General features: G+C 34.6%; 24 protein-coding genes and 1 pseudogene. 16 read left to right on the plus strand and 9 right to left on the minus strand.

Translation table 11 applies throughout. From position 1 onward, the window contains the following. Window positions 1-81: 81 nt before the first annotated feature. From SKM54_RS04630 to SKM54_RS04660, 7 genes are read left to right on the plus strand one after another with little or no spacing between them, the layout of a single operon-like run. Complete coding sequence (locus tag SKM54_RS04630) at window positions 82-333, plus strand: hypothetical protein (protein ID WP_321094449.1); 252 nt, start codon at window positions 82-84, stop codon at window positions 331-333. After that, window positions 334-573 carry a hypothetical protein gene (locus SKM54_RS04635; RefSeq protein WP_321094451.1) on the plus strand — a complete coding sequence of 80 codons (240 nt, stop codon included), beginning with the start codon at window positions 334-336 and terminating at the stop codon, window positions 571-573. It begins immediately after the preceding gene. Then, a complete protein-coding gene (locus tag SKM54_RS04640; RefSeq protein WP_321094453.1) occupies window positions 570-1,448 on the plus strand; it encodes a PD-(D/E)XK nuclease-like domain-containing protein in 879 nt (292 codons plus the stop codon). Before SKM54_RS04635 ends, SKM54_RS04640 begins: the two co-directional genes overlap by 4 nt. Before the next feature lie 22 nt (window positions 1,449-1,470). Further along, window positions 1,471-3,120 carry a recombinase RecT gene (locus tag SKM54_RS04645; RefSeq protein ID WP_321094455.1) on the plus strand — a complete coding sequence of 550 codons (1,650 nt, stop codon included), beginning with the start codon at window positions 1,471-1,473 and terminating at the stop codon, window positions 3,118-3,120. 60 nt (window positions 3,121-3,180) lie between these two features. Then, on the plus strand, window positions 3,181-3,531 hold the full coding sequence (locus SKM54_RS04650) for a hypothetical protein (RefSeq protein ID WP_321094457.1): 351 nt from the start codon (window positions 3,181-3,183) through the stop codon (window positions 3,529-3,531). A 1-nt stretch (window position 3,532) separates the two neighbouring features. Then, window positions 3,533-3,736, plus strand: a complete 204-nt coding sequence (locus tag SKM54_RS04655) for a hypothetical protein (protein ID WP_321089745.1) — start codon at window positions 3,533-3,535, stop codon at window positions 3,734-3,736. A gap of 2 nt (window positions 3,737-3,738) precedes the next feature. Then, window positions 3,739-4,869: a site-specific integrase gene (locus tag SKM54_RS04660; protein ID WP_321094459.1), complete on the plus strand. Its 1,131-nt coding sequence runs from the start codon at window positions 3,739-3,741 to the stop codon at window positions 4,867-4,869. 126 nt (window positions 4,870-4,995) lie between these two features. Here the strand turns inward: SKM54_RS04660 and SKM54_RS04665 are convergent. From SKM54_RS04665 to SKM54_RS04675, 3 genes and pseudogenes are all read right to left on the minus strand, one after another. After that, window positions 4,996-5,145: pseudogene (locus SKM54_RS04665) on the minus strand (uracil-DNA glycosylase family protein); the annotation flags it as partial. A gap of 38 nt (window positions 5,146-5,183) precedes the next feature. Continuing rightward, window positions 5,184-5,894 (minus strand): SGNH/GDSL hydrolase family protein, encoded by a 711-nt coding sequence (locus SKM54_RS04670; protein WP_321094461.1) that lies wholly within the window; start codon window positions 5,892-5,894, stop codon window positions 5,184-5,186. 198 nt (window positions 5,895-6,092) lie between these two features. Further along, window positions 6,093-7,139 carry a fatty acid desaturase gene (locus SKM54_RS04675; RefSeq protein WP_321094463.1) on the minus strand — a complete coding sequence of 349 codons (1,047 nt, stop codon included), beginning with the start codon at window positions 7,137-7,139 and terminating at the stop codon, window positions 6,093-6,095. 274 nt (window positions 7,140-7,413) lie between these two features. Here SKM54_RS04675 and SKM54_RS04680 point away from each other — a divergent pair, with 274 nt between their 5' ends. Continuing rightward, on the plus strand, window positions 7,414-8,589 hold the full coding sequence (locus tag SKM54_RS04680; RefSeq protein ID WP_321094465.1) for a multidrug effflux MFS transporter: 1,176 nt from the start codon (window positions 7,414-7,416) through the stop codon (window positions 8,587-8,589). A 54-nt stretch (window positions 8,590-8,643) separates the two neighbouring features. Here SKM54_RS04680 and SKM54_RS04685 read toward each other — a convergent pair whose 3' ends face one another. From SKM54_RS04685 to SKM54_RS04700, 4 genes are all read right to left on the minus strand, one after another. Then, a complete protein-coding gene (locus tag SKM54_RS04685; protein WP_321091835.1) occupies window positions 8,644-9,387 on the minus strand; it encodes an SDR family oxidoreductase in 744 nt (247 codons plus the stop codon). A 26-nt stretch (window positions 9,388-9,413) separates the two neighbouring features. Next, window positions 9,414-10,109, minus strand: a complete 696-nt coding sequence (locus tag SKM54_RS04690) for a histidine phosphatase family protein (protein WP_248101068.1) — start codon at window positions 10,107-10,109, stop codon at window positions 9,414-9,416. Then, the gene (locus tag SKM54_RS04695; protein WP_311917581.1) at window positions 10,106-11,227 is read right to left on the minus strand and encodes a phosphotransferase family protein; all 1,122 of its coding nucleotides are present in this window, start codon (window positions 11,225-11,227) and stop codon (window positions 10,106-10,108) included. The genes SKM54_RS04690 and SKM54_RS04695 overlap by 4 nt, the downstream gene beginning before the upstream one ends. A gap of 107 nt (window positions 11,228-11,334) precedes the next feature. Continuing rightward, window positions 11,335-12,576 (minus strand): acyl-CoA dehydrogenase family protein, encoded by a 1,242-nt coding sequence (locus SKM54_RS04700; RefSeq protein WP_321087318.1) that lies wholly within the window; start codon window positions 12,574-12,576, stop codon window positions 11,335-11,337. A 92-nt stretch (window positions 12,577-12,668) separates the two neighbouring features. Between SKM54_RS04700 and SKM54_RS04705 the strand changes: the two genes are divergently transcribed. Further along, a complete protein-coding gene (locus SKM54_RS04705) occupies window positions 12,669-13,586 on the plus strand; it encodes a LysR family transcriptional regulator (protein ID WP_321094467.1) in 918 nt (305 codons plus the stop codon). A gap of 76 nt (window positions 13,587-13,662) precedes the next feature. Here the strand turns inward: SKM54_RS04705 and lpxB are convergent, their stop codons facing one another. Then, window positions 13,663-14,832 (minus strand): lipid-A-disaccharide synthase, encoded by a 1,170-nt coding sequence (gene lpxB, locus SKM54_RS04710; RefSeq protein WP_321094469.1) that lies wholly within the window; start codon window positions 14,830-14,832, stop codon window positions 13,663-13,665. A gap of 204 nt (window positions 14,833-15,036) precedes the next feature. Between lpxB and SKM54_RS04715 the strand changes: the two genes are divergently transcribed. The 6 genes from SKM54_RS04715 to SKM54_RS04740 all read left to right on the plus strand — a co-directional run bounded on the left by SKM54_RS04715 (window position 15,037) and on the right by SKM54_RS04740 (window position 22,205). Then, on the plus strand, window positions 15,037-17,157 hold the full coding sequence (locus tag SKM54_RS04715) for a TonB-dependent siderophore receptor (RefSeq protein WP_321094471.1): 2,121 nt from the start codon (window positions 15,037-15,039) through the stop codon (window positions 17,155-17,157). 57 nt (window positions 17,158-17,214) lie between these two features. Further along, entirely contained in the window at window positions 17,215-17,499 is a 285-nt protein-coding gene (locus SKM54_RS04720) for a hypothetical protein (RefSeq protein WP_321094473.1), read from the plus strand. A 3-nt stretch (window positions 17,500-17,502) separates the two neighbouring features. Then, window positions 17,503-19,062, plus strand: coding sequence for a PepSY-associated TM helix domain-containing protein (locus tag SKM54_RS04725; protein WP_154771648.1), 1,560 nt, complete (start codon window positions 17,503-17,505; stop codon window positions 19,060-19,062). Between the two features lie 414 nt (window positions 19,063-19,476). Then, window positions 19,477-20,373, plus strand: coding sequence for a sulfite exporter TauE/SafE family protein (locus tag SKM54_RS04730; protein ID WP_248101085.1), 897 nt, complete (start codon window positions 19,477-19,479; stop codon window positions 20,371-20,373). Between the two features lie 127 nt (window positions 20,374-20,500). Further along, window positions 20,501-21,592, plus strand: a complete 1,092-nt coding sequence (locus SKM54_RS04735) for a 3-deoxy-7-phosphoheptulonate synthase (protein ID WP_311918453.1) — start codon at window positions 20,501-20,503, stop codon at window positions 21,590-21,592. A gap of 88 nt (window positions 21,593-21,680) precedes the next feature. After that, window positions 21,681-22,205, plus strand: a complete 525-nt coding sequence (locus SKM54_RS04740; protein ID WP_154771646.1) for a protein tyrosine phosphatase family protein — start codon at window positions 21,681-21,683, stop codon at window positions 22,203-22,205. Here the strand turns inward: SKM54_RS04740 and ispF are convergent. Next, complete coding sequence (gene ispF, locus SKM54_RS04745) at window positions 22,193-22,681, minus strand: 2-C-methyl-D-erythritol 2,4-cyclodiphosphate synthase (RefSeq protein ID WP_321087326.1); 489 nt, start codon at window positions 22,679-22,681, stop codon at window positions 22,193-22,195. The two genes, SKM54_RS04740 and ispF, sit on opposite strands and share 13 nt — an antisense overlap. A 95-nt stretch (window positions 22,682-22,776) precedes the next feature. Here ispF and SKM54_RS04750 point away from each other — a divergent pair, with 95 nt between their 5' ends. Beyond that, on the plus strand, window positions 22,777-23,427 hold the full coding sequence (locus SKM54_RS04750) for an A1S_1983 family putative colistin resistance protein (RefSeq protein WP_311917578.1): 651 nt from the start codon (window positions 22,777-22,779) through the stop codon (window positions 23,425-23,427). The last annotated feature ends 5 nt before the right edge of the window (window positions 23,428-23,432 follow it).

Genomic DNA, 23,432 nt, shown 5'->3' on the forward strand with positions numbered 1-23,432 from the left:
GTATGCTAATATTTATCTCGTAAGCAATAAAAAAGCCCACTACTTTCGACGGCATGGGCTTATTTACTCAACGAGGTAATTATGAATCAAACCGCATCACATAGTCAAACGCCTAAGTTTGATAACAACAAAAGTCAAACGACTGAAATTTTACGCCGTGAACCATCACACGAAGAAATGCACGGCAAGACAGCTAACATTTTTAGCAATATCTGCGCCTTTCTTTTGCTGTTTGTCCTTTTCTTTGGAATGGCTTGTATTGCTATAAGCCAAGCAGAGAAAGAGTCTGCACAACAAGTAGAAGTGATGGTTCAAATTGCGGAGGGTAAGTAAATGGATAACCTTCGAGATAAATTTGCTATGGCTGCAATGCAAGGTCTTATTTCAGATGGTTGGATGAAAGACCAAGAAAACATTGCGACGCATGCTTATCGCCAAGCAGATCTAATGATTGCTGAGCGTGAGAAAGAAAGCGATGTTGTTGTTATGTCTGGTTCCGCATTCCGAGAGCTTCGCGCTGATCTTATTGATTGTAAAAGCCAATTAAAAGCTATCTATGAGGCAAGCAAATGAACGCATTTACTCAAGTGCCAAGCGCACAACTCATTGAAAAAATGAGCAATGATGAATACCACGCTCGTGAAGAATTTAGCTCAAGCCAGTTAAAAGACATGCTTCGTTCAGGTGCTCACTTCTATTCAAATAATATTTTGAAAGAATCGCAAAAAGAAGCTTCAACAGCTATGAGTTTCGGCACTCTGGTTCACACAATGTTTTTAGAGCCTGAACAGTTTGAGCATGAGTTTGCTATTGCACCCAAGTTCAATCGTCGCTCTAAAGAAGGTAAAGCAGAAGTAGAAGCTTGGGAAATTACCAATGCAGGGAAATTACCAGTAACAGATGAAGATGTTGCTCATGCTCAACGTATAGCTGAAAACTTAAAAACTTTAAGTTCTTACGCTGATATGCAGAACGATTACGGCATGGCAGAGGCAAGTATATTCTTTGTTGATCCTATTTTTGGTTTGAATTTGCGTATTCGTCCAGATTGGCATATTGCCCCGTGTAAAAAATTTCCAAATGGTTTGATCTTGGATCTAAAGACTACAACAGATGCACGTCCTCATGCGTTTTCTAAAAAATGTAGCGACTTTGGTTATGACCTATCTGCATCTATGTACCGTGAAGGCTTTCAAGAATATTACCAAACAGAAGAAAAACCACCGTTCATTTTATTGGTTGCTGAAAGCTCTGCCCCATTCAACGTTAAGCAGTACAAAGCATCGGACTTATTTTTAAGTGTAGGTGATGCACGTTACAACAAATCAAAAGCACTACTTGCTGAATCCCTGCTGATCGATGAGTGGGATGGCTACTCAACAGATTTAGAAGAAATCTTCTTACCGTCATACATGACAAAACAAGCTTTAGAAAACGATTTTAATTAATTAAATTTTAGGAATATTTATTATGAACGCTCAAACTCAAAACATGCCTGCTCAAAGCCCTGCTAAAGCTTTCCAAGTGTACATGAACAAGTACAAATCACAGCTTGAAATGGCTTTGCCGAAACATTTAACAGTAGATCGCATGATGCGTCTTTCTTTGACTGCATTTAGTCAAAACCCCAACCTGCAAAAGTGTTCTTCTAACTCTATTTTTTCAAGCATTATTATTGCATCTCAACTTGGTTTAGAACCTGGTGTAAATGGTCAAGGTTATTTAGTTCCTTACAATGGCACATGTACTTTTATTCCTGGTTGGAAAGGTCTTGTTGATCTAGCACAGCGAGGCGGTCGTGCCTCTGTGTGGACAGGTGCAGTCTATGAAGGTGACGAGTTTGATTACATGCTCGGTGATGCGCCTTACTGCCGTCATAAACCTTGCGGTGAATTCGATAACGATAAACTAACTCACGTTTACGCTATTGGCCGTGTTAAAGATTCTGAAATGCCGATTATTGAAGTGTGGCCAGTTAAAAAAGTACACGCTCACTTTGTTAAAACTGTAGTTAAAGGATTACAGCCTAATCATTACTCGAAAAAACATTTTGAAGCATACGCTCGTAAAGTCGCACTACTTCAAGTTCTTAAATACATGCCCCAGTCAATCGAATTATCGAATGCAATGGATGTTTCACACGCTCAAGAATCAGGCAAGGGTGTAACAATCGATGGTGACTTTGTGAATGTAGACAACAGCAACGAAGATCAAAATAGCCAATATTCAACACAAAATGAGGCTCAAAATATTGAGCATGAACAGCAACCTACTCAACACGTTCAAGAACAAGAAATTGAATATGCACCGTCATTCGAGCAGATCAAGCGTGGAGTTTTAACAGCTAAATCTCCTGCACATCTTGATGTGATGGAAGAGCAAGCAATGGATCATGCTGATAAAGATGAGCGCAAACAATTAATGCAACTTATCAAAGCTCAAGGTCAAAAGTTTCAAAGTGCTGCGGAGGTAGCTACTGCAAAAAAGCCTGAACCTCAACACCAGGAAGCGCCTCCAGTCGAAGCTGAACAACCAAAAAAACCGACATCTACTGAAATTCGTAAAGAATATTTAGACCAGATTGAAAGCATGAATAACGTAAAAGATTTGGAAACAATTATTCCCTGGATTGATGGTCATGAAGTTTTGACCACGGCGCACAAAACTTATTTAGTAAATTCGATTAAAAATAAAATTGAAGACATTAATAAAGCAAGTGCTGTGCAGGAAACAAAATCAGTTCATGCCGTTGATGATATTAAAAGCCAAGCAGTAGCGAATGGTTTGAAAATTCAAATCACTGATTCACCTACTATCGATCAATTAACAGTGGTAGCTCAAACCATTCGTGATAGCAAAGAAAAGCTTACTGTTGATCATATGAGCGATGTTCTACAAGTTTACGGCGCACGCAAAACCTTTTTAGAAAATCAACAAGACATGTTCGCAGATGTTCAAAAACCGTGGATTGATTCAGCAATTGAACGTATCGAAAATGCACGTAATCAAGACGATATCAATGCCGAATATATCGATCCAATGTACGAAGAACAATCCGACAAAGACAAGCAACGCTTAAACATTGCAGCACAAAAACGTGAAGCTGAGATTTTAGGTTAATAGATAAACCGTGGCTGTACTCTCATACAGCCACTATTGAAAATATAGAAAGGTAGTGTGATGGATATTCAAAAGAACATTGCTGTAGCGAATTTGGTTATTGATGAGCTTCATAAAGATAAGCCGTTTGTTTTGAAGTTGGATATTGAACAACGTAAGCATTTTATATTGGTTTTAGGTGATGCAAAAATTGATTTTAAGATCATCCATCACGCTAATGGATGTGACATTTTAATAGAAGAATCTATTGTGCATCCGCTTTATGCAGTTATGGCTAACTATATCGCTAAGCATGAAAAGCCTAAAAATGACATTGATGATTTCATTGCCAGTGGTGAGTTTGATAAGGCTTTTAAAAATGTTTTCGGGTTACCTGGAGATGTGGTTAAAAGCTTGAAGGAGGTTAGTTGATATGGCTTGTCTAATTAAAGTTTCAGAATTTATCAAGCGTGTGTATGGTGAAGATGGTACACCTCCTTTTCCTCAAACAATCACACGTAATTGTCGCAAAGGGTTACTGCCTGCTGTACAAAAAGGTAAATTATGGTACATAGATTGGCACACTTATCAGAGTCAAACTGGTGATGACCTAGTTGATAGAGTCTTACAGGGTTAAATATGGCAAGAACACGAGATGCAGGCAATAAGGATTTGCCTGCGAATCTTTACAGGGATAATGGAAAGTCTTGGCGCTATCGACACCCAATCACAGGTAAATTTTTTGCCATGGGTACTGATAAGCAAAAGGCATTTCAAGCTGCACGAAAGTTAAATTCTATGTTGATACAAGAAGAAAGCTTGGTTGATAAGGTGCTTGGAACAAATATCTCGTTTAAAGATTTTGCAGAACAGTACATGTCTGAAAAAAGACGTAAAGATGGTCGTGAAATCTCAGTTAATACTCGGCAAACATACCAGATACAACTAAATCGATTGTACGAAATTTGGGGTGGTAAGAATATTGATTCAATCACACTCAAAATGGTCAATGAATGCCTTGATTCTCTCACGCCATCAAATGCTAAATCAGTACGTAGTTTGTTGTGCAATATTTTTGATGTGGCTGTAGCTAAAGGTATTTGCCCTGATAATCCTGCACGTATCACATTAAAACGTCATGTACCAAAGCAACGTAGACGCCATACAGTTGAGGGTTTGCAAATCATTCGAGAGCATTCACCATCGTGGTTGCAAAATGCAATTGATCTTGCCCTGCTCACAGCTCAACGTCGCTCAGATATCGTAAAGCTGAGATGGTCTGATATACGTGATGGCTATATTTATATTGCTCAGCAAAAAACCACCGATGACCCAATAGATGATTTTGAAGTAATGCAAGGAGCTGGTTACGTCAGAATTAAAATTGATACTGAGCTGCAAAAAGTTCTAGATCGATGCAAGACAGATCGTGTGCTTAGTCCATTTGTAATCCATCAAAAGCCACGGCGCAAGGTTAAGAATGACAAAAAAGAACATTACACTCAGATTTTACCTATGTACTTATCTGAAGAATATATTCGTGTAGTGCAGTCGTGCAATCCGTACCCTGAGTTAAAAGGACGCCAATTACCAACCTTTCACGAAATACGTGCGCTTGCTATTTTCTTACACAAGAAATCAGGCAAAAGTGCTCAAGCATTGGCAGGTCATAGCACTGCAAAAATGACAGCACACTACGAAGCTGGTCATGAAATTATGTGGAACGATGTAGACGTTGGAATCACTTTACCATTTTCAAATTTAGGTTAATTTCTTTCACAAAATGCATTACTAAGCTATTGTTTTCTAAAGGCTCGAAAGGCTCTTTTTGCTCATTAAAAAACTATCAAAATTAGCCTTTAATCTCTTATTAATCAGTAATTTATCTCTATTTAAATAACTATCATTTTGATAATTCGGATAATAGAAATCCATTTTCCAACGTGTTTTAGGTGGAGGAAAACTGCCTAACATAAGCAGTTTCCCATTTTTTGGCAAAAATGGCGCTAAAGGATGCGTTTCAATTTCAAAATCAATATTCTGCATTTTATGAAATTATTGTCTTAAATAAGCTTAGCCCTATATTAAAAGCTTTTACGAACTTTATCTGCGACTTCTTTTGCCCAAATTTGATAAATTTCTTTACTTGGATGAAAGCCATCATATGCCATGGTCAAGTTTAGATGTTGATATTTAGCAATATCGTATTCAATCCACTCTAAATTAGATGTTTTTTCTACAAATTTTGAAAGAGCTTCATTCATTTTTTTTGAATATTGACCAAATAACCAGCCTAGTGGATTAGGTAAAGCTGGAAATAAGTTCATTGGTGGCACACCTGCTGCAATTATTAAACTTGGTTGAAATTTATTTTGAATAAGTTTGTATAATTTTTCTTGTTTTTTAATCCACACATCAGCAGACATTAACTTAGTCACATCATTCACACCTACAGATGTCAGCACAATATCATATTGTTGATTTGGTAATTCTTCTGTTGCACGAATAATTTGTGATGTTCCATCGCCCGATTTTGCATGAAGTTTCCATGTAATTTCATAATCATTTTGAAGCTCGGACAGTACTCCACCAAGTAAAGCATCTTCTTGAACTTCAACGCCAACACCTGCCGCAGCAGAATCTCCTAAAATTAGAATAGAAAGCTTCTTACCTTGCCCTATCGTTCCATCACGCAAACCTTCAGGCTCAGGTAATCTAGGTGTGTTTTTCTTTACATTTTTACCTTGAATAATAAGAGCAGGAATTAAAGCAATAGTGGCAGCTTTTAAAAACATAATGAGATCTTTGTCTAAGTTTTTATATGTAAAATTATATGCTGAAATGAAATTTTCAACATTGACTAAACTGCCAATATATTAGAATAAATAATTGATTATTCTTATGCATTTTTTGAAAAATGGTATGATTTAAAAATTAAAAATCCCGCTATAAAGCAGGATTTTTAATTTAGAAGTACTGTTATTTTATAAGTTTTAATTCCAACGATTCACACGCTTAAAAGTGCCAATATCATTAAAGCGCACACCAACTTCTCTCATCACTTTATGTGCTGTTTTAGATGTCATTTGACGCACATAAAACGGTTCTTTTACAACAAAATGGTGAATTGCATGCGTAGAACCAAAATTGCAGCAAAATAATTGAAATGGCATTAACCACCAAGGGTTCAACACTTGAGTTTGCTTAATGACATCACGCGGGTCAATATCGCCATAATAATGCATATTTGAACTAATAAATTGCAGACTAAATGAGCGAATAAAATTTGGAATAACCCAAACAACAGCCAAGAAGTTAATAACAGGCATTGCTTTAACTAAACCTGTAGACCATGTAATAGATTGACCTAAAAGTGGTGCAATGCCATTAGCTACGTGATAAATCACAAAAATATACCACAAGCCATAATAAATAAAACTTAAAGGGAAAAACCCTGTTAGCTGAGAAATTAATGCAGATTTACGTTCATTTTCAGGTTGTTTTTCAATAAACAACTTAATCATTTTATACATTTGAAATGGGCGTAAATAAACAGTCATTAATTGGTCACTAATAACTAAAATACGTTTAATCCCCCATGGCATGCCATTACTAATGCCACGTTCTTCTAAGTCGTACTCTGAACCTGAATATTTATGATGATTCAAATGTAAAGTTCTACGTGCCCACGGACTAATTGTATTTGGACGTGCAAGCCATACCAAAGCCAACATTAAATGATGTGCCCATGGCTTTTTCTTAAAATACATATAATGAATTAAATCATGTTCTAATTCATGTGTTAAAGATGCGAAAATTGCGATTAAAGGAATACATGCCCATACAGGTAAAATATCGTAAGCATATCCAAGAGCACATAAAATCATACCTGCAAGCGCAACAAATAAGATGCTTGCACCAATAAAATTTTGATGTTTAAGAATAGGAAAACGCTGACGTAAATCGTCTCCTGCTTGAGTCACAACAGATCGGACTTTTGAAATTTTTTGTTGATCTGTCATTTCTGAAGAAAAAGACATATGGGTGAACCTTAAATTAATGAACAATTGTACATTAAAGTATTTTAATAAAAATGGAACTTCTTTTAATCAAAACAGCATTCATTTGATTATCTTTTCATCACATTGATTTTAAATTAGTTTATTTACTCTAAATTTTAATTTTTAGTAAATTTAAATCTTTTAGTTGTGAGTTCTTGTGTGAATTGTGATGCAAATAATTTCAATAACTGTAATACATTTTCGATAGAGCCTAAAATTTATATAAATGAAAAAATTTGTATAAAGGCACAATATGACATATAAAAAAAATGTCCCTCTCTGGTTTTTAGCGATTCTAACGCTGAGTGGTACATTGGCAATGCATATTTTTGTGCCTGTTTTACCCTTAGTTGGTCAATATTTTCATGCAGATCTTCATCAAGTACAGCTCACTTTAAGTATTTATATTTTAGGTCTTGCACTCGGGCAACTTATTTATGGGCCTGTAGCAGACACAATTGGTCGTAGGCCTGTTCTTATTTTTGGCATGATTTTATATACCTTAGCGGGTTTAAGTGCAATTTTTGCCACTAACTTATATATGCTAATTATTATGCGCTTTTTACAAGCATTAGGTGGATGCACAGGACTTTTATTGGGTAGAACTATTGTTAGAGATACATCTACAGGTATAGAAACCACAAAACGTTTATCTTTAATGAATATGATGGTGATGTTTGGCCCAGGTTTAGCACCAATTTTAGGTGGATTTCTTGCATCTTTTTCAGGATGGAAAAGTATTTTTGTGCTTTTATCTATACTTGGCTTAGTAAATTTAATTTTAGTTTGTATTTTTGTTCAGGACACACCACAGAAAAATAGCAATAAATCCTCTATTAGAAAGGTCTTTATTGATTATCGTAAATTAGTTATTTCCCCTAAATTTTTAGGTTATACCTTAGGTGGAAGTTTAGCGACTACAGCTTTTTACGGTTTTTTAGGTGTATCTTCGTATATTGTTTTGCACCAGTTACATGGCACTATTCATGATGTAGGTGTGTATTTAGCATTGATTATGGTTGGTATTTGGTTAGGTACTTTCACCTCAACTCGGCTCGTTTCACGCATTACTTTAAATAAAATGATTTTTTTAGGAAGTAGTTTTAGTCTATTTTTTGCTTTTTTATTATTTATTTTTACATTTGTAGATTACTTAACGCCGTATAGCATTATGGTTCCAGTTATTGGTTTTTGTTTTGGTGTGGGTTTAACTTCTACCGCAGCGCTAACAAATGCTTTAAATGTAAACCCTCAAATTGCAGGTTCAGCATCGGGTTTATATGGCTTTACACAAATGGCAGTTGGTGCAATTTGTACTTCTTTAAGTGCTATCGGTAATAATCCTGCATTTTCAGCAGCGTTAATTTTACTTATAGCTAGTATTATTTCTACAATTTGTTTTTTAATTTCCAAATATGCGGAAGCTTAAAAAGAGGCTTTCGCCCCTTTTATCTCATATTTAAAATTTTCAACTGATGAAAATTTAACTTAATTTATTCACTAGCTTTAATGGTAATACTTTCATTGCCAGCCCAATAGGCAACCATGGCCATTTCGGAACATATGCTTTAATGGGTTCTTTTTCTATTTCTAAGGCAAGTAAACGTGAACCTGTTTTTTCATCCACTTCAAAAGGCAACTTTTTAGCACCTTCATTAATTTCTGTTCGAATATAACCAGGGAAAATAGTCGTCACTTTAATAGCTGTATTTAAAAATTCTGCGCGAATGCCTTCTGCTAGAGCAGCTATCCCTGCTTTACTCGCCCCATAAGCTGTTAAATGTTTTGGCATTCCACGAATTGCACTCATAGATGAAATAACAACTAAATGCCCAGTTTTTTGTGCACGGAAAATTTCAATAGCAGCTTCACATTGTGCAAGTGCAGAAATAAAATTGGTTTCAACAGTCGCACGGTTAATGTCAAAATGACCTTTACCAATCCTACGACCATCTCCAATACCCGCATTTACAATAACACGATCAATATGTCCAAGTTCTTGTTTAAAAGCTTGGAACACTTCAAAAACTTGATCATAATTCGTCACATCTAAAACTTTCGTTGCAACTTGAATGCCAAATTGAGTTTCTAATTCTTGTTTTAATGCATCTAAACGCTCTAAACGTCGTGCACAAATGGCTAAGTTATATCCTTTTTTTGCAAATTCGCGTGCCATTCCTGCACCAATTCCTGAACTTGCGCCTGTTATTAAAATTGTTTTTATCATGGCAATCTTTTATCCCTCTATCTTTATTACACCCAAGTGAGTAGTTGAGCATCTACAGTTTTTAAATATTGATGTTCATTTAAACTTAAAAGTTGGGGTTCATTACCGACCAAACGTAGCGTTGTAATGCTTGTATTCGCAATTGCCCATGTGAGCGCAAACGTTTTTTCTACAGATAATCCCAATAAATTGCCGATTAAAGTAGAAATAACGCCACCTGAAGTATAAACCACAGCATATCTTGGCTTTTGTTCCATTAATTCATTGCATAGTTGTTGAAATGCACCACCCACTCTATTTTGAAACTCAATCCAAGATTCATCATAATCGTGATGTTCATTTCCCGTCCAACGCTTCACGGCATGACCAAAAACTTCAGATAAAAATTTATGAGAATCTCCCGAAGTTGCAAAACTCTGTTTTAAAACTTCAGGATTTGAAAAATTTGCATCATATTTTTCAAAAACTTGCTGATGATTAAACTCATTCCATGCACTATTTATTTCAATATCTGCTGCTGAAAAGTATTCATCTAAAGAAATTCTTGCAGTTTGTAGGTGTCTTTGCATCGAACCAGAAACCACATAAGGCTCTTCTTTAAGTATTTTATCTAAATATTGACCCAGCACTTTTGCTTGCATTTCTCCATTTGGAGAAAGCTTGTCGTAGTTTTCTGTACCAAAAGAGGCTTGCCCGTGGCGAATAAGATAGATTGTCGTCATTTAGGCATCAACTCTTTAAATTTAGCGATATATTTTTGTGCAATATCATTGGCTTCAATTTTCTGTAAACCAATCAGTTTTAATGCGCGAATATGTAAGGCATGAATAACAATCCAAAAATCTTTAAATGCAGGATTGTTGGTTTGCTTATGGTAATAGCGATAATAAATTTGTTGTGCAATCACAGCTAAGCGGAATATCCCGAACACCTCGTAGAATGTCCAGTTATCTGTTTTTAAGCCTGTTTTATTTAAGTAATATTCAACAACCTCAGCGCGTGTGAACATCCCTTTTAAATGTGTAGGCTGTCTGCGTGTTGCTTTAAAAATCGCATTGTCAGATTCTTCAACCCAATATGCCAAAGATGAGCCTAAATCCATAAGTGGATCGCCCAAAGTTGCCATTTCCCAGTCTAAAACACCAATAATTTTTGATGGATTTTCAGGATCTAAAATAACATTATCAAAACGCCAATCATTATGAATCACACAAGTTTTTGAATCACTTGGAACATGATCTTTCAACCATTGGCGTACATATTTAAACGATGGCACATTTAATGTTTTGGCTTTTTCATAGCGACTATCCCAACCATCAACTTGACGTTGGCAATAACCATCACCTTTACCTAATTTTTCTAATTCTGTTCCTTCATAAGGAACTTGGTGCAATTCAATTAATTTGTCGATGAAATTAGTGCAAAGTTCTCGAGTTTGAAGCTCATCAAAATTAATTTCTTTGGGTAAATTTGCACGAGGAATAATGCCTTCAATGCGTTTCATGACATAAAAGTCGCAACCTATGACAGATTCATCCTGACAAAGTAAAACCATTTCGGGTACGACAGGATAATATTCTGCAAGCGCGCGCTGTACATGATATTCACGTGACATATCATGTGCTGATTTTGCCTTAGTTCCTTTCGGTGGTCGACGTAGAATTAAATCGGCATTTTCATATTGAAGACGATATGTCCAATTGGAAGCGCCACCTGAATATTGAGTAACTTCTACCGGACCTGAAATATCCTCGCCATGTTCAATTAACCAATTCCCTACAGCGCGGTCATCAAGCTCTTCGCCATTTCGAACATTTCCACCAATATCAATTACCGACATCTTTAATTCCCAATACCCTAAAAATTAATATTTTTATTCATAATACGCTTTGTTATAGCATGATTTTTACTTAAAAGTCCGTCCAAAAACATACTATTTATCACGTATTATTTTTTAGAACGTGTGCTATATCCTTGCTTTGCAAGTTCAAGTTTTGCAATCATGCCTTTATGCACTTCATCTGGACCATCGGCTAAACGTAAAGATCTTGCTTGAGCAAAAAAGCCTGTAAGTGGCGTATCTTGCGAAACCCCCATACCGCCGTGAATTTGCATTGCCATATCTACAACTTTTTCTAAAACACTTGGTGCAACCACTTTAATGGCTGAAATTTCAGTAAGTGCAGCCATATTGCCTAAAGTATCCATTTTATAAGCAGCATATAAAGTTAAAAGACGCGCTTGATCAATAGCAACACGGGCTTCAGCAACACGTTCTAAATTACCACCAAGTTTTAAAATTTCTTTACCAAAAGCTGTACGATTCATTCCTCGATCAATCATCAATTCAAGTGATTTTTCAGCAGCACCAATACAACGCATACAATGATGAATACGACCAGGTCCTAAACGCCCTTGAGCAATTTCAAAACCTTGCCCTGCACCACCAATAAAGTTTTCTATAGGCACACGCACATGATCAAAACTCACTTCGCCGTGCCCATGCGGTGCATCATAATCTCCAAAAACAGGAAGCATACGTTCAATAGTTACACCTTTCGTATTGATAGGAACTAAAACCATTGAATGTTGATGATGACGGTCTTTGCTTGCATCTGGTGTATGCGCCATGAAAATAATAACTTTTGCATTGGGATCACCTAAACCTGAAGACCACCATTTACGACCATTTAATACAATGTCATTGCCTTCAATAACAGCCGTTGCTTGCATATTTGTTGCATCACTTGAAGCAACAGCAGGTTCTGTCATACAAAATACAGAACGAATTTCACCTGCCAAAAGTGGTTTTAACCATTGTTCTTTTTGTGCTTCTGAACCATAACGCCAAAGCACTTCCATATTTCCACTATCTGGTGCATTACAATTAAATACGATTGGCGCAAGTAAACTGCGACCCGAAATTTCGGCAATATGCGCATATTCTTGAACAGATAAACCTTGTCCTAATTCAGGGCAAGGTAAAAACATATTCCATAAATTTTGTTGTTTAGCTTTATTTTTTAAAGTTTCTAGTTGTGCTGGCCATTGCCATTTTTTCCAATCTCCACCTAAATTTTGACTATGAACTTCACGCCAAAACTCGGTTTCAATCGGTTCAATTTCATCTTTTATAAATTTTTTTGTTCTTTCTAAATAGTCTTTTGCGCGTGCCGAAAGTTCAAACATTGCAGCATCCTTTTAAATATGTAATTTAAATCCTTTACATACATTAGCGCGAAAATTACTATGAATAAAATGATTTGATTCAATACAACACTATGAATATTACGCATAATAAAAATATTATTGATTTATCACTCTTTCATAAAATAGATATCAATTTATATCCGCTATTTATTGCTATTTATGAACATAAAAATATTTCTAAAGCAGCTCAAATGTTGTGTATTAGCCAATCTGCCGCAAGTCATGCTTTGCAACGATTAAGACAACAACTCAATGATGATTTATTTGTACGAATAAGCAGTCAAATGCTTCCAACGCCGTTTGCAGAGCAAATTTATCCAACAATAAAAAATGCCCTTTCAGCAATTCAAAATATATCCGCTCAGAAAAAAGAGTTTGAACCACACATGGTTCAAAGCTTAAAAATTGCGATACATGATGAAATTGAACCGATGATTTTTCCAAAATTGGTTCAGCACTTTCAAAAACATAATTTAGATATTCAATTTTTGAGTAGTAAGTTAGATCGTAAAACTGTTCTAGCCGATCTTGCATCTCAGCAAATTGATTTTGTTATAGATTTAGAACGACATTTTGATGAAAAAATTCAATTCACGCCTTTAATGTCTGATCAATTCGTTGCATGTTCTCAACTTAATTTTGTTGATCAAGATATTTATTTGAAATCCCCTCATATTGGTGTTTCTTCACGGCGTACAGGCATGTTGGTTGAAGATATTTATCTATCTAAAAAGCAATTTTCTAGACAAGTTTTTTTGCGCTGTCAAAATTATTCAACTGCATTACAAATTTTAGAACAATATCCACATGCTATTTTAACTATGCCTAAGAATGTACTCGCGAATTTACAGGTTTCTAAAAAGCTTAATATTTTTGATGTACCTGTTTACATACCTAAATTGGTTATGGGAATGTATTGGCATAAAGATTTAAGTGAAAATAATAGACATAAGTTTTTAAGAAAAGAGATAAATTTTATTTTTACTTAGGCTATTTTTAAATATTTAAATTGCATATAAAAAATCGAGCACTTAGGCTCGATTTTTCAATCAATTAATAACTTAATTAAAGTAAATCTAGAATTACTTTTACTGGATCCTCACTATTTCCAGATAAAAGCTTTTTATGCATCGTAATATTTTGCATGACTTGAATTTGAGCTGTTTCTTCATTCATTAATTTTTCAATTTCTGCTGCCAAGTATTCAGGCGTAGCATCATCTTGAATTAATTCCTTAATAATTCTCTTCCCTGCAATAATATTAGGCAGTGAATAATATGGAATTTTAATTAACATTTTTGCAATAACATAAGTCAACCAGTTCAATTTATAGAACGTCACCATGGGTCTATGTAATAGCATCGCCTCTAATGTCGCTGTGCCAGAAGCTAAAGCAATGATATTTGAGGCATTCATCACCTGCCGACCAATTTTAGATTCTTTGTGATTATTCTCTAAAAGTTTCACATGATCTGTAAAATTGGTTGGATATTTTTCTAACAAAGCTTCAATTTGCTGTTTTCGTGCATCATTAATTGCTGGAATAAGAAATGTATATTCAGGATGCTTTTGATTCACAATTTGCGCTGCATCTAAAACCAACGGTCCAAGACGTTCAATTTCACCACGGCGGCTTCCTGGTAAAAGTGCGATATGCTTTTGGCTAATATCTAAATCAAGTTCTTCTTTAGCAAGATTTAATGGATTTTCTAAAGGCAATTGGCTTGCTAAAGGATGCCCCACAAAAGCGGCAGGAACATCAAATTTTTGATAAAAACCTTTTTCAAATGGAAATAAACAAAGAACTAAATCAATTGATTTTTTTATGCCATGTACACGCCCTTGACGCCAAGCCCATACAGATGGACTGACATATTGAACGGTTTTAATCGGTAAATTCTTTTGTTTTATTTTTTTTGATAAGCGTAAATTAAAGTCAGGCGCATCAATACCAATAAAAATATCAACAGGATTATTCGTCCATTTTTCAACTAAACCATCACGTACAGCAAAAAGTTTTTTAATGTCTTTCAGGACTTCCACAATCCCCATAACAGATAAAATATCCATGGGGTAATCGCTTTTGAAACCTTCGGCAATCATTTGTGGACCACCAATGCCCTCAAATTCCGCATCTATTCCCTGCTCACGAAAACTACGAATCAATTTAGCACCAAGCGTATCACCTGACACTTCTCCAACTACGATTCCAATTTTTAGCTTTCGATTTTGCAATTCTAATCCCTTTAAGTACACGATTATTTTCTTAATTTTAGCATAAGCAGTTTCATTTAATGAATTAAGTCATAAATTCATATTTTTAATAACCAATTGCAAACAATTATCATTAACATTTACTTACATATAAACAATCTTTTTTTACAAAGTGTAAATTTTAGAACCATATTATAACGAGAATCATTATCGATAAGTTTTATTATGAATAAGCCTTTTCATACCCCTTTCAAATTATCAGTAATTTGTTTAGCTATATTCTCTGTGCAATCAAGTTTTGCCATTGAAGATGTGCAATTAAAAACAATAAAACTTCAAGCTGTGAATGATCAATCTGAACTTAATTCAGAAACGTCTAAAAAATATATTATCAATAAATCGAAAAGTGCTTCCAAATTAAATTTATCTATCAAAGAAACACCTCAAACTGTAAATACAGTGACACAACAACAAATTAAAGATTTTAATCTGACAAATTCACGCGACATCTTAGCATCTGCACCTGGCGTAAATGTCGCCAGCCAAGAAACTAATAGAACAACATATCGAGCACGCGGTTTTGACATTAGTAATTTTCAAATTGATGGCAGTAATATGCCTCTCACAGGTTCCGACTATCAAAATGGTGATGTAGATGCTTTACTTTATGACCGCATAGATGTTGTGAAAGGCGCAAATGGGTTAACTTCATCTACAGGGAATCCATCTGCAACAGTGAACTACATTCGTAAACGCCCTACTGCTGAATTCCAAGCAAACGGTGCTCTAAGTTATGGTTCTTGGGACAATGTGCGAGCGGAAGCAGATGTTTCTGGTAGTTTAGATGAAAATCAGCATGTTCGTGCTCGTGTAATGGCTGCACAAGAAGCTGGCAACTCATATTTAGACAATTATGAAAAAGAAAAAACCATTGCTGGGGTGATTCTAGAAGCAGACCTAACAGATAAAACTTTATTAACATTAGGTTATAACTACCAAAAAGACCGACCTAATGGTAATAACTGGGGCGCATTGCCCATGCTCGATAAAGATGGACAAATGTTGAGTTATCCTCGAAGTTACAATCCAATGCCTGACTGGGTGCATTGGGATGTTGAACGTCAAAATACTTTTGTCGAGTTAAAACATAACTTTAATGATGATTGGTCATTGCAGACAAGCTACAACTATAATCAACAAAAAGAAAATGGTGCCCTACTTTATTTTACTGGCGTGCCTGATGCAGATGGTAAAGGTGTAAGTGAATACCCATCTTTATTTGAAGAAACCAATAAAAATCATAATATTGATCTAAGTTTGCTAGGTAAATATCCTTTATTCGGACAAATACATGAGTTAATGCTAGGTGCAAACTGGACTCAAAACAAAGTTTCACAACAATCTTTTTATATTGCAGGAAAAAGTACACCAATTGACAATTGGAATGACTATCAAAATAGCTCATACCCTGATTTTATTTTTGATTATGATAGTCCTGCTAATCAAGCGAATTACACACAAGAACAAAAACGAGCTTATGCTGCTACTCGTTTACATTTTGGTGAAAAGTTAAAAATACTTTTAGGAGGCAACTACACCAAAGCAACTTCAAAGGGTCAAAATTACGGTAATTCAACAAATTTTGATAATTCAAAATTTTTACCTTATGCAGGTATTACTTATGAATTCAACCCAACTTACACTGCCTACGCAAGTTACAGCACTATTTATAAGCCAACAGCATTACTAGGCTTAGATAAGAAAACGCTTGATCCAATGGATGGAAAATCTTATGAAATTGGTGTGAAAGGTTCATGGTTTGATGATCAACTCATCGTATCGAGCGCGATCTTCCGCAATGAGTTCAATAAATTCCCTATTTATGCCAAATGGGATCAAGCAAGCTTATACGATCAACAAGATATCAAATCTATTGGTTATGAATTTAATATTGCAGGTCAAGTCACAGATAATCTGAACATTTCAGCAGGTTATGTACAGCAAAATATGAAAGATAAGGCAACGAATCAAGATACTCGCACATTCGTTCCTGAACGCACGTTTAACATCATGACAGCCTATTCCATTCCACAAATTCCTCAGCTTAAAATCGGTGCAAATTTATCTTGGCAAGATAAGACAACACAATCTAGCAGCAGTAATTTAAAACAAAATAGTTACGCATTATTAGATTTAATGGCGAGCTATGACATTAATAATAATTTGAGTATTCAAGCAAATGTTAAAAATGTGACCAATGAAAAATACTTGAATACGCTAGAATACGGTCAAGCATATTACGGTGCGCCAACAAATTACAATTTGGCTGTTCGCTTTAAATATTAATCACTCTCTAAAAGCTGAGTCATTCAACTCAGCTTTTTTATGCTTAGGAAAATTCAGATGATGCAACAAAAGTATGGGGACGCTTTAAGTATTTTATATCGGTTTTTCTTGGCTTTTATCGTGGGTTATTTATGCGCAAACTACTTTGCTTTAAATCTTAGCTTATTGTTTCAATTTACTATGGCAAATGCTGAAGCCATTTATTTAGCAGCATTTATTTCAATCTTCTTTTTTATAGCATTTGTTATTTATAGTTTTATTATTCAATCACTTAAAAATCTCACAACTTTAAGCTTTATCACCTTTTCTTCGTTATTTGTGTTGAGCAAAATTTTAGGATAAACCATGAAAAATTCTGCTCGTCAATCAATGGCATGGTTACATTCTTGGGTCGGTCTTTTACTTGGCTGGTTTTTATTTAGTATTTTTTTAACAGGTTCTTTAACCTATTACCGCCATGAAATTAATTTATGGAGTCAGCCAGAACTTGCCAACATTCAAGTCAAACAAGAAACCGCTATTAATAGCGCCCTAAACTATTTTGAAAAACATGCATCAAATGCTAAAAGCTGGTATTTACAAGTTGCCAATGAAAATAGTCCTGTAAATAAAATCTATTGGCAAACAAAAGAAGGAGAATTTAACAGTAAAGTTCTTGAGCCAAATACAGCAAAAGAACTAGAAATTTCAAACAACCAAGCTGGTGAGTTTCTATATTTATTTCATTTTCAACTGTATGGTATGCCTATATTAACTGCTCGATTCATTGTAAGCATTGCTGCATTTATCATGCTGATTTGTTTAATTTCAGGAATTATTACGCATAAAAAAATATTTACAGATTTCTTTACGCTTCGCACATTCAAAGGTCAAAGATCCTATTTAGATTTTCATAATGTAAGCGGTGTAATTGCATTACCATTTTTTCTAACTATTACTTTTACGGGACTGGCAATTTTATTTTATTTATATTTTCCAATGGGTATACAAAAAACATATCCCTCTAATAATTTTCAGTTTTTTGAAGAAATACGAAATGTTCAAACTATAGAAACCACAAATATTCAAAATGCTAAAATGATGAATTCTGTACAAATGCAAAAACTTGTACAAAGCCATATGGGCAATATTCCTATAAATATTATAACGATTAAAAACCCAAACACATCACAAGCTATTGCGGCATTTAATGCTTTAGAAGACCATACCATTACCCAAAATGTGGCTCAAACAACTTTCAATGCAACAACTAGTGAAATTTTACCATCCACGAAAAATCAAAGTGCTGTAGCAAAATTGAGTGCTGGTGTTTATGGCATTCACATGATGACTTTCGCTCAGCCCTTTTTACGCATTGCTTTATTTTTTTCAGGAATTTTAGGTTGTGCAATGATTGCTTCAGGGCTTTTACTTTGGAGCTTAAAACGCCAACTACAAAAGTCAAAAAAACAGTTCCATTTCGGACACTATTTGGTCGATAGATTAAATATGACTGCACTCTTAGGTTTAAGTATTTCAATTCTTAGCTTTTTAAGTGCTTACAGAATTAATCCGATGTGGAATTTAAACATTTCGGAAAGCTTTTTATTTTTTAGTACATGGTGCTTATGTTTATTCATTTCATTTTTTATACCTAAACAACTTCTATGGAAATCATTTTTAAAAGTATTTATTACATTCGGATTTTCTTTAATTATTCTAGATCTAGTATATCTGTATCACTACTTAATTATCACACCATATTTTAACGATTGGAAAATCCTAAGATTAGACCTTTTTGTTTTAATTTTTACATTTTTAGCCATTTTCTTACATCAAAAGTTAGAACCAATTCAAACTAAAGCACACGAAAAGTTAAAGAATAAAATATCGAAAAGCAAAATAGATATAGGATATTCAGAATGACGTATATTTTATTGTTTTTAAGTGTATTTTTTATTTCATTATCTGCTCTTGGCTTTTTCTATTCAAGTGAAAAAGCTCGTCAGGAAACCTTAAAAAGTAACCTAAAAGTATTGGCTATTTATCCTAAAGCGACAAAATTTTTTTCTAGCCTATTCATCGTTTTTTCATTTTCACTATTAGCATATATGTATGGCTATTCAATTACTTTTCTTAGCATTTGGATTCTTTGTACCCCAATTTTCTTATTCGTTATATTTCTAAAGAACAATTTAAGTCCTCAACCACATAAACATAGAAGCAAAAACAATTAAACTCTTTAGCAATTTTTTGCATAAGTAAATCTATAATCAAGACAACAGCTTATCTTTGAAAGTCATAAGATATGCACGTTTTTTCATAATTGGCATTTTTTTCATGGCTGGTCCAATAGAGTTTATTTTAGCGGGTGTTTTAGTTGGTTTCTGCGTAGGCGTAACTGGTGTAGGTGGTGGTTCTCTCATGACACCTATTCTAATTAGCTTATTCCGCATTGAACCTCATATTGCAATTGGTACAGACCTTCTTTATGCCGCTATTTCTAAATTTTGTGGCTCATTCGTTCATGCTAAAAAAATGAATATTGTGTGGCCAATTGTCATTTGGCTAGCTGTCGGTAGTATTCCCGCATCATTTGCAACACATTGGATTTTAGATAACTATTTAAGCCAATCGACACACTATAAAGCCGTACTTACCATGGTCTTAGGCTTTATGTTGACGTTGACTGGTATTTCAATTGTATTCCGTACAAAAATTGAAGCCTTTTTCAATCGCTATCGCAAAGATGAACAAGAAGACCATAGTGCAGATTTATCACGTTCGAATATTGCATTACAGGCCAAAAATAAACGTGCGCTTATTGTAATTATGGGTGTGGTACTTGGTGTATTTGTTACCCTATCTTCAGTTGGTGCAGGTGCTTTCGGTATTATGGCTTTAGTCCTCATGTTTCCGAATTTACCAATGATTCGCATTATTGGTTCAGACGTTGTACATGCAGTATTACTGACACTTGTTGCTGGTTTAGGCTATATGAGCTCAGGTAATGTCGACTTTAATTTATTAATGTGGCTACTTGTAGGTTCAATTCCAGCAATTGTAGTCGGTACTTTGCTTAGTTCACGTTTACCAGAAAAAATTATTCGTAAAGTGTTAGGTTTAACGCTTATGGTGATTGGTATTAACTTTATGCTCAATCCTGTAAAAGCAAAACCTGTTGAAAAACCAACATCTGTAATGGTTATGAATGTTGAAAAAAATCAACTTGGTTAATTTAAATTACGGATTCATCACTTTTTTTTCAAATGAGTATTCGTCTTTTTTATAACAAAGATGCATAGCATTCATGTTATATTCAGACTATTAAACAATCTTTTGTATGACCAAACCAGTGACGGCAATGAATACACTACAGTCAAATCCTATTACACAGCCAGATATCGACGACGTGAATATTGAAAGTTTTCAACCACTCGTAACTCCAGCACAATTAAAAACAGAATTACCTTTGACTGAAACTGCTTATCAAACAGTACTTCATGGTCGTGAGACAATTCGTAATATTTTAGATGGTCAAGACAAACGACTATTTGTCGTTATTGGTCCTTGTTCTATTCATGACCCTGTTGCTGCGCATGAATATGCAGATCGTTTAAAAGTTTTAAGTGAAAAAGTAAAAGATACTTTATATATTGTTATGCGTGTTTATTTTGAAAAACCACGTACAACTGTAGGTTGGAAAGGTCTAATCAATGACCCAGATATGAACGATTCTTTCAACATTGAAAAAGGTCTTCGTTTAGGTCGTAAACTACTTGTTGAATTAAACGAAAAAGGTTTGCCTTGTGCAACTGAAGCACTCGATCCAAACTCACCACAGTATTATCAAGATCTAATTTCTTGGTCTGCAATTGGCGCACGTACAACAGAAAGCCAAACACACCGTGAAATGTCTTCAGGCTTATCTTCACCTGTTGGCTTTAAAAATGGTACAGATGGTGGTTTAACTGTTGCAACAAATGCAATGCAATCTGTTAAGCATAGCCATAGCTTCCTTGGCTTAAATGAACATGGTCAAGTTTCTGTGATTCGCACAAGCGGTAACCCTTATGCACACGTTGTTTTACGTGGTGGTAATGGCAAACCTAACTACGATGCTGGCTCTGTAGCAGATGCTGAAGCGGCTTTAGCGAAAGCAAAAGTAAGCAGTAAAATTATGATTGATGCTAGCCATGCTAACTCAAACAAAGACCCATACTTACAACCTCTTGTTCTTAAAAATTTAACAGAACAAATTTTAGATGGTAACAAATCTATTGTAGGTATTATGGTTGAAAGTCACTTGAAAGGCGGTCGTCAAGACATTCCAGAAAATCTATGTGACCTAGAATATGGCAAGTCTGTTACAGATGGCTGTATCGATTGGGAAACTACAGAAAATACACTATTAGAGATGGATGCGGCATTAAAAGCTGTTTTACCAAATCGCTAATTTGTAGAAATGTAAAAAAACGCCATCATTATGATGGCGTTTTGCTTTATAGTATGGCGTATAAATCACCATATAGAAGCAAGAAAGTATGAATGATATTGAAAATAAATTATGTGAAATTTCAAATTTTCAGTTTATTCATGATCACTTATTTAGTTCTGGCCAACCGTCAAAAGAACAACTTCAAGCCATTAAAGAATATGGCATTACATCTGTTATCAATTTAGCTTTAACAGATGCAGACCCTCATTTAGATCAAGAAGATCGTATTTGCTTAGAATTGGGCTTAAATTATTTTCATATTCCCTTACTTTGGGATACACCTTCAGACGATCAGTGTCTTTTTATTTTAGATTTAATTGATCATCTTGTTCAAAAACAAATGGTTTGGATTCACTGTGCTAAAAACTATCGTGTTGCTAGTTTAATGTATTTATATCGTCAATATTATATGAATATTGATATGCCAACAGCACAAGAAGAATTTCACAAAATTTGGGAACCAAATGAAACTTGGACAGGTCTCATTCATGCCGTTGCCCTACAACTCCAAGGTCGTAAAGCAACGCAAGATTTACAACAAGAACTTGCTCATTCAGATCATTTAGAATGAGTAATTAACACAGTTGCTGTAGATAAAATTCCTTCTTGACGCCCTGTAAACCCGAGTGTTTCTGTTGTTGTTGCTTTAATACTAATTTGAGTAACATCAACATTTAAAACATTGGCAATACTTTGACGCATTTCTAAATTATGTTTTGCCAACTTTGGACGTTCACATGCAACGGTAATATCTGCATTATTTAGGGTATATCCTTTATCTAAAACCAATTGATATACATGCTTTAAAAGTACTTTACTATCTGCACCTTTAAAATTTGGATCGGTGTCTGGAAAATGCTGACCAATATCGCCCAAAGCCAAAGCCCCCAATAAAGCATCGCATAATGCATGCAACACAACATCACCATCTGAATGTGCTTTTAAGCCCTGTGTATGAGGAATTTGAATGCCTGCAAGGGTAACAAAATCACCTGCTTCAAATGCGTGGACATCAAGTCCTTGTCCAATTCGAATCTGTGCGACCACATCCAGCTCCTTAATAAATAAATCATCGAAATCTTGTATTCATGCTTTCTATTTCGATATAGTAAGCATATAAGTGAATTAAAGTATAAGCGATCATGCTGTCGAAAACAGACATTAATCTTTTAAAATATTTAGGCTCAGTATTTGTTTTGGGATGTGTTTATTCATCTTCTGTATTTGCACAAGGTTTAAATTGCACAAATAATAATGATCCAGCTTTAAAAACAATATGTTCTGCAAAATTTTCTAAAGAACTAAATTTATTTAAAGAAAGCACATTAACCACAAATTTAGTTACAGACGCACCTTTACGCTTAATTCAAGATACGGAAAAACTTTGGCTTCAGCAGTTAAAGCAATGCAAAAGTTTTAATTGTTATAAACAGCAATTTGATTCTCGTATTGAGCAATTGAATTTTTATACTTCAATGAATCAGAGTTTAACGCAGCATTATTTAAAATATGAAAATGGCGATATTTCTTCAGCACCTGTTCATTTACAAATTCATCAATTAAATAAAGATAATATTAAAGTTGAAGGTATTGCCTATCGCAACCCGAATAATAAGCTAGATAAACAAACTATTCCTTTTTTAGCTTATTCTACAACCGAAACTAAAACTGAAATTATTAATAATGAAAGTGACTGTAAATACGAGTTTAATTATACAAAAGCTTATTTAATGGTGAAAACTGAACAAAAAAACTGCGACAGATTCTCTGGTGTTTATCGCCTTTATGATTAATTTTA

This window comes from Acinetobacter faecalis, from assembly GCF_034187745.1.
Lineage (GTDB): Bacteria > Pseudomonadota > Gammaproteobacteria > Pseudomonadales > Moraxellaceae > Acinetobacter > Acinetobacter faecalis.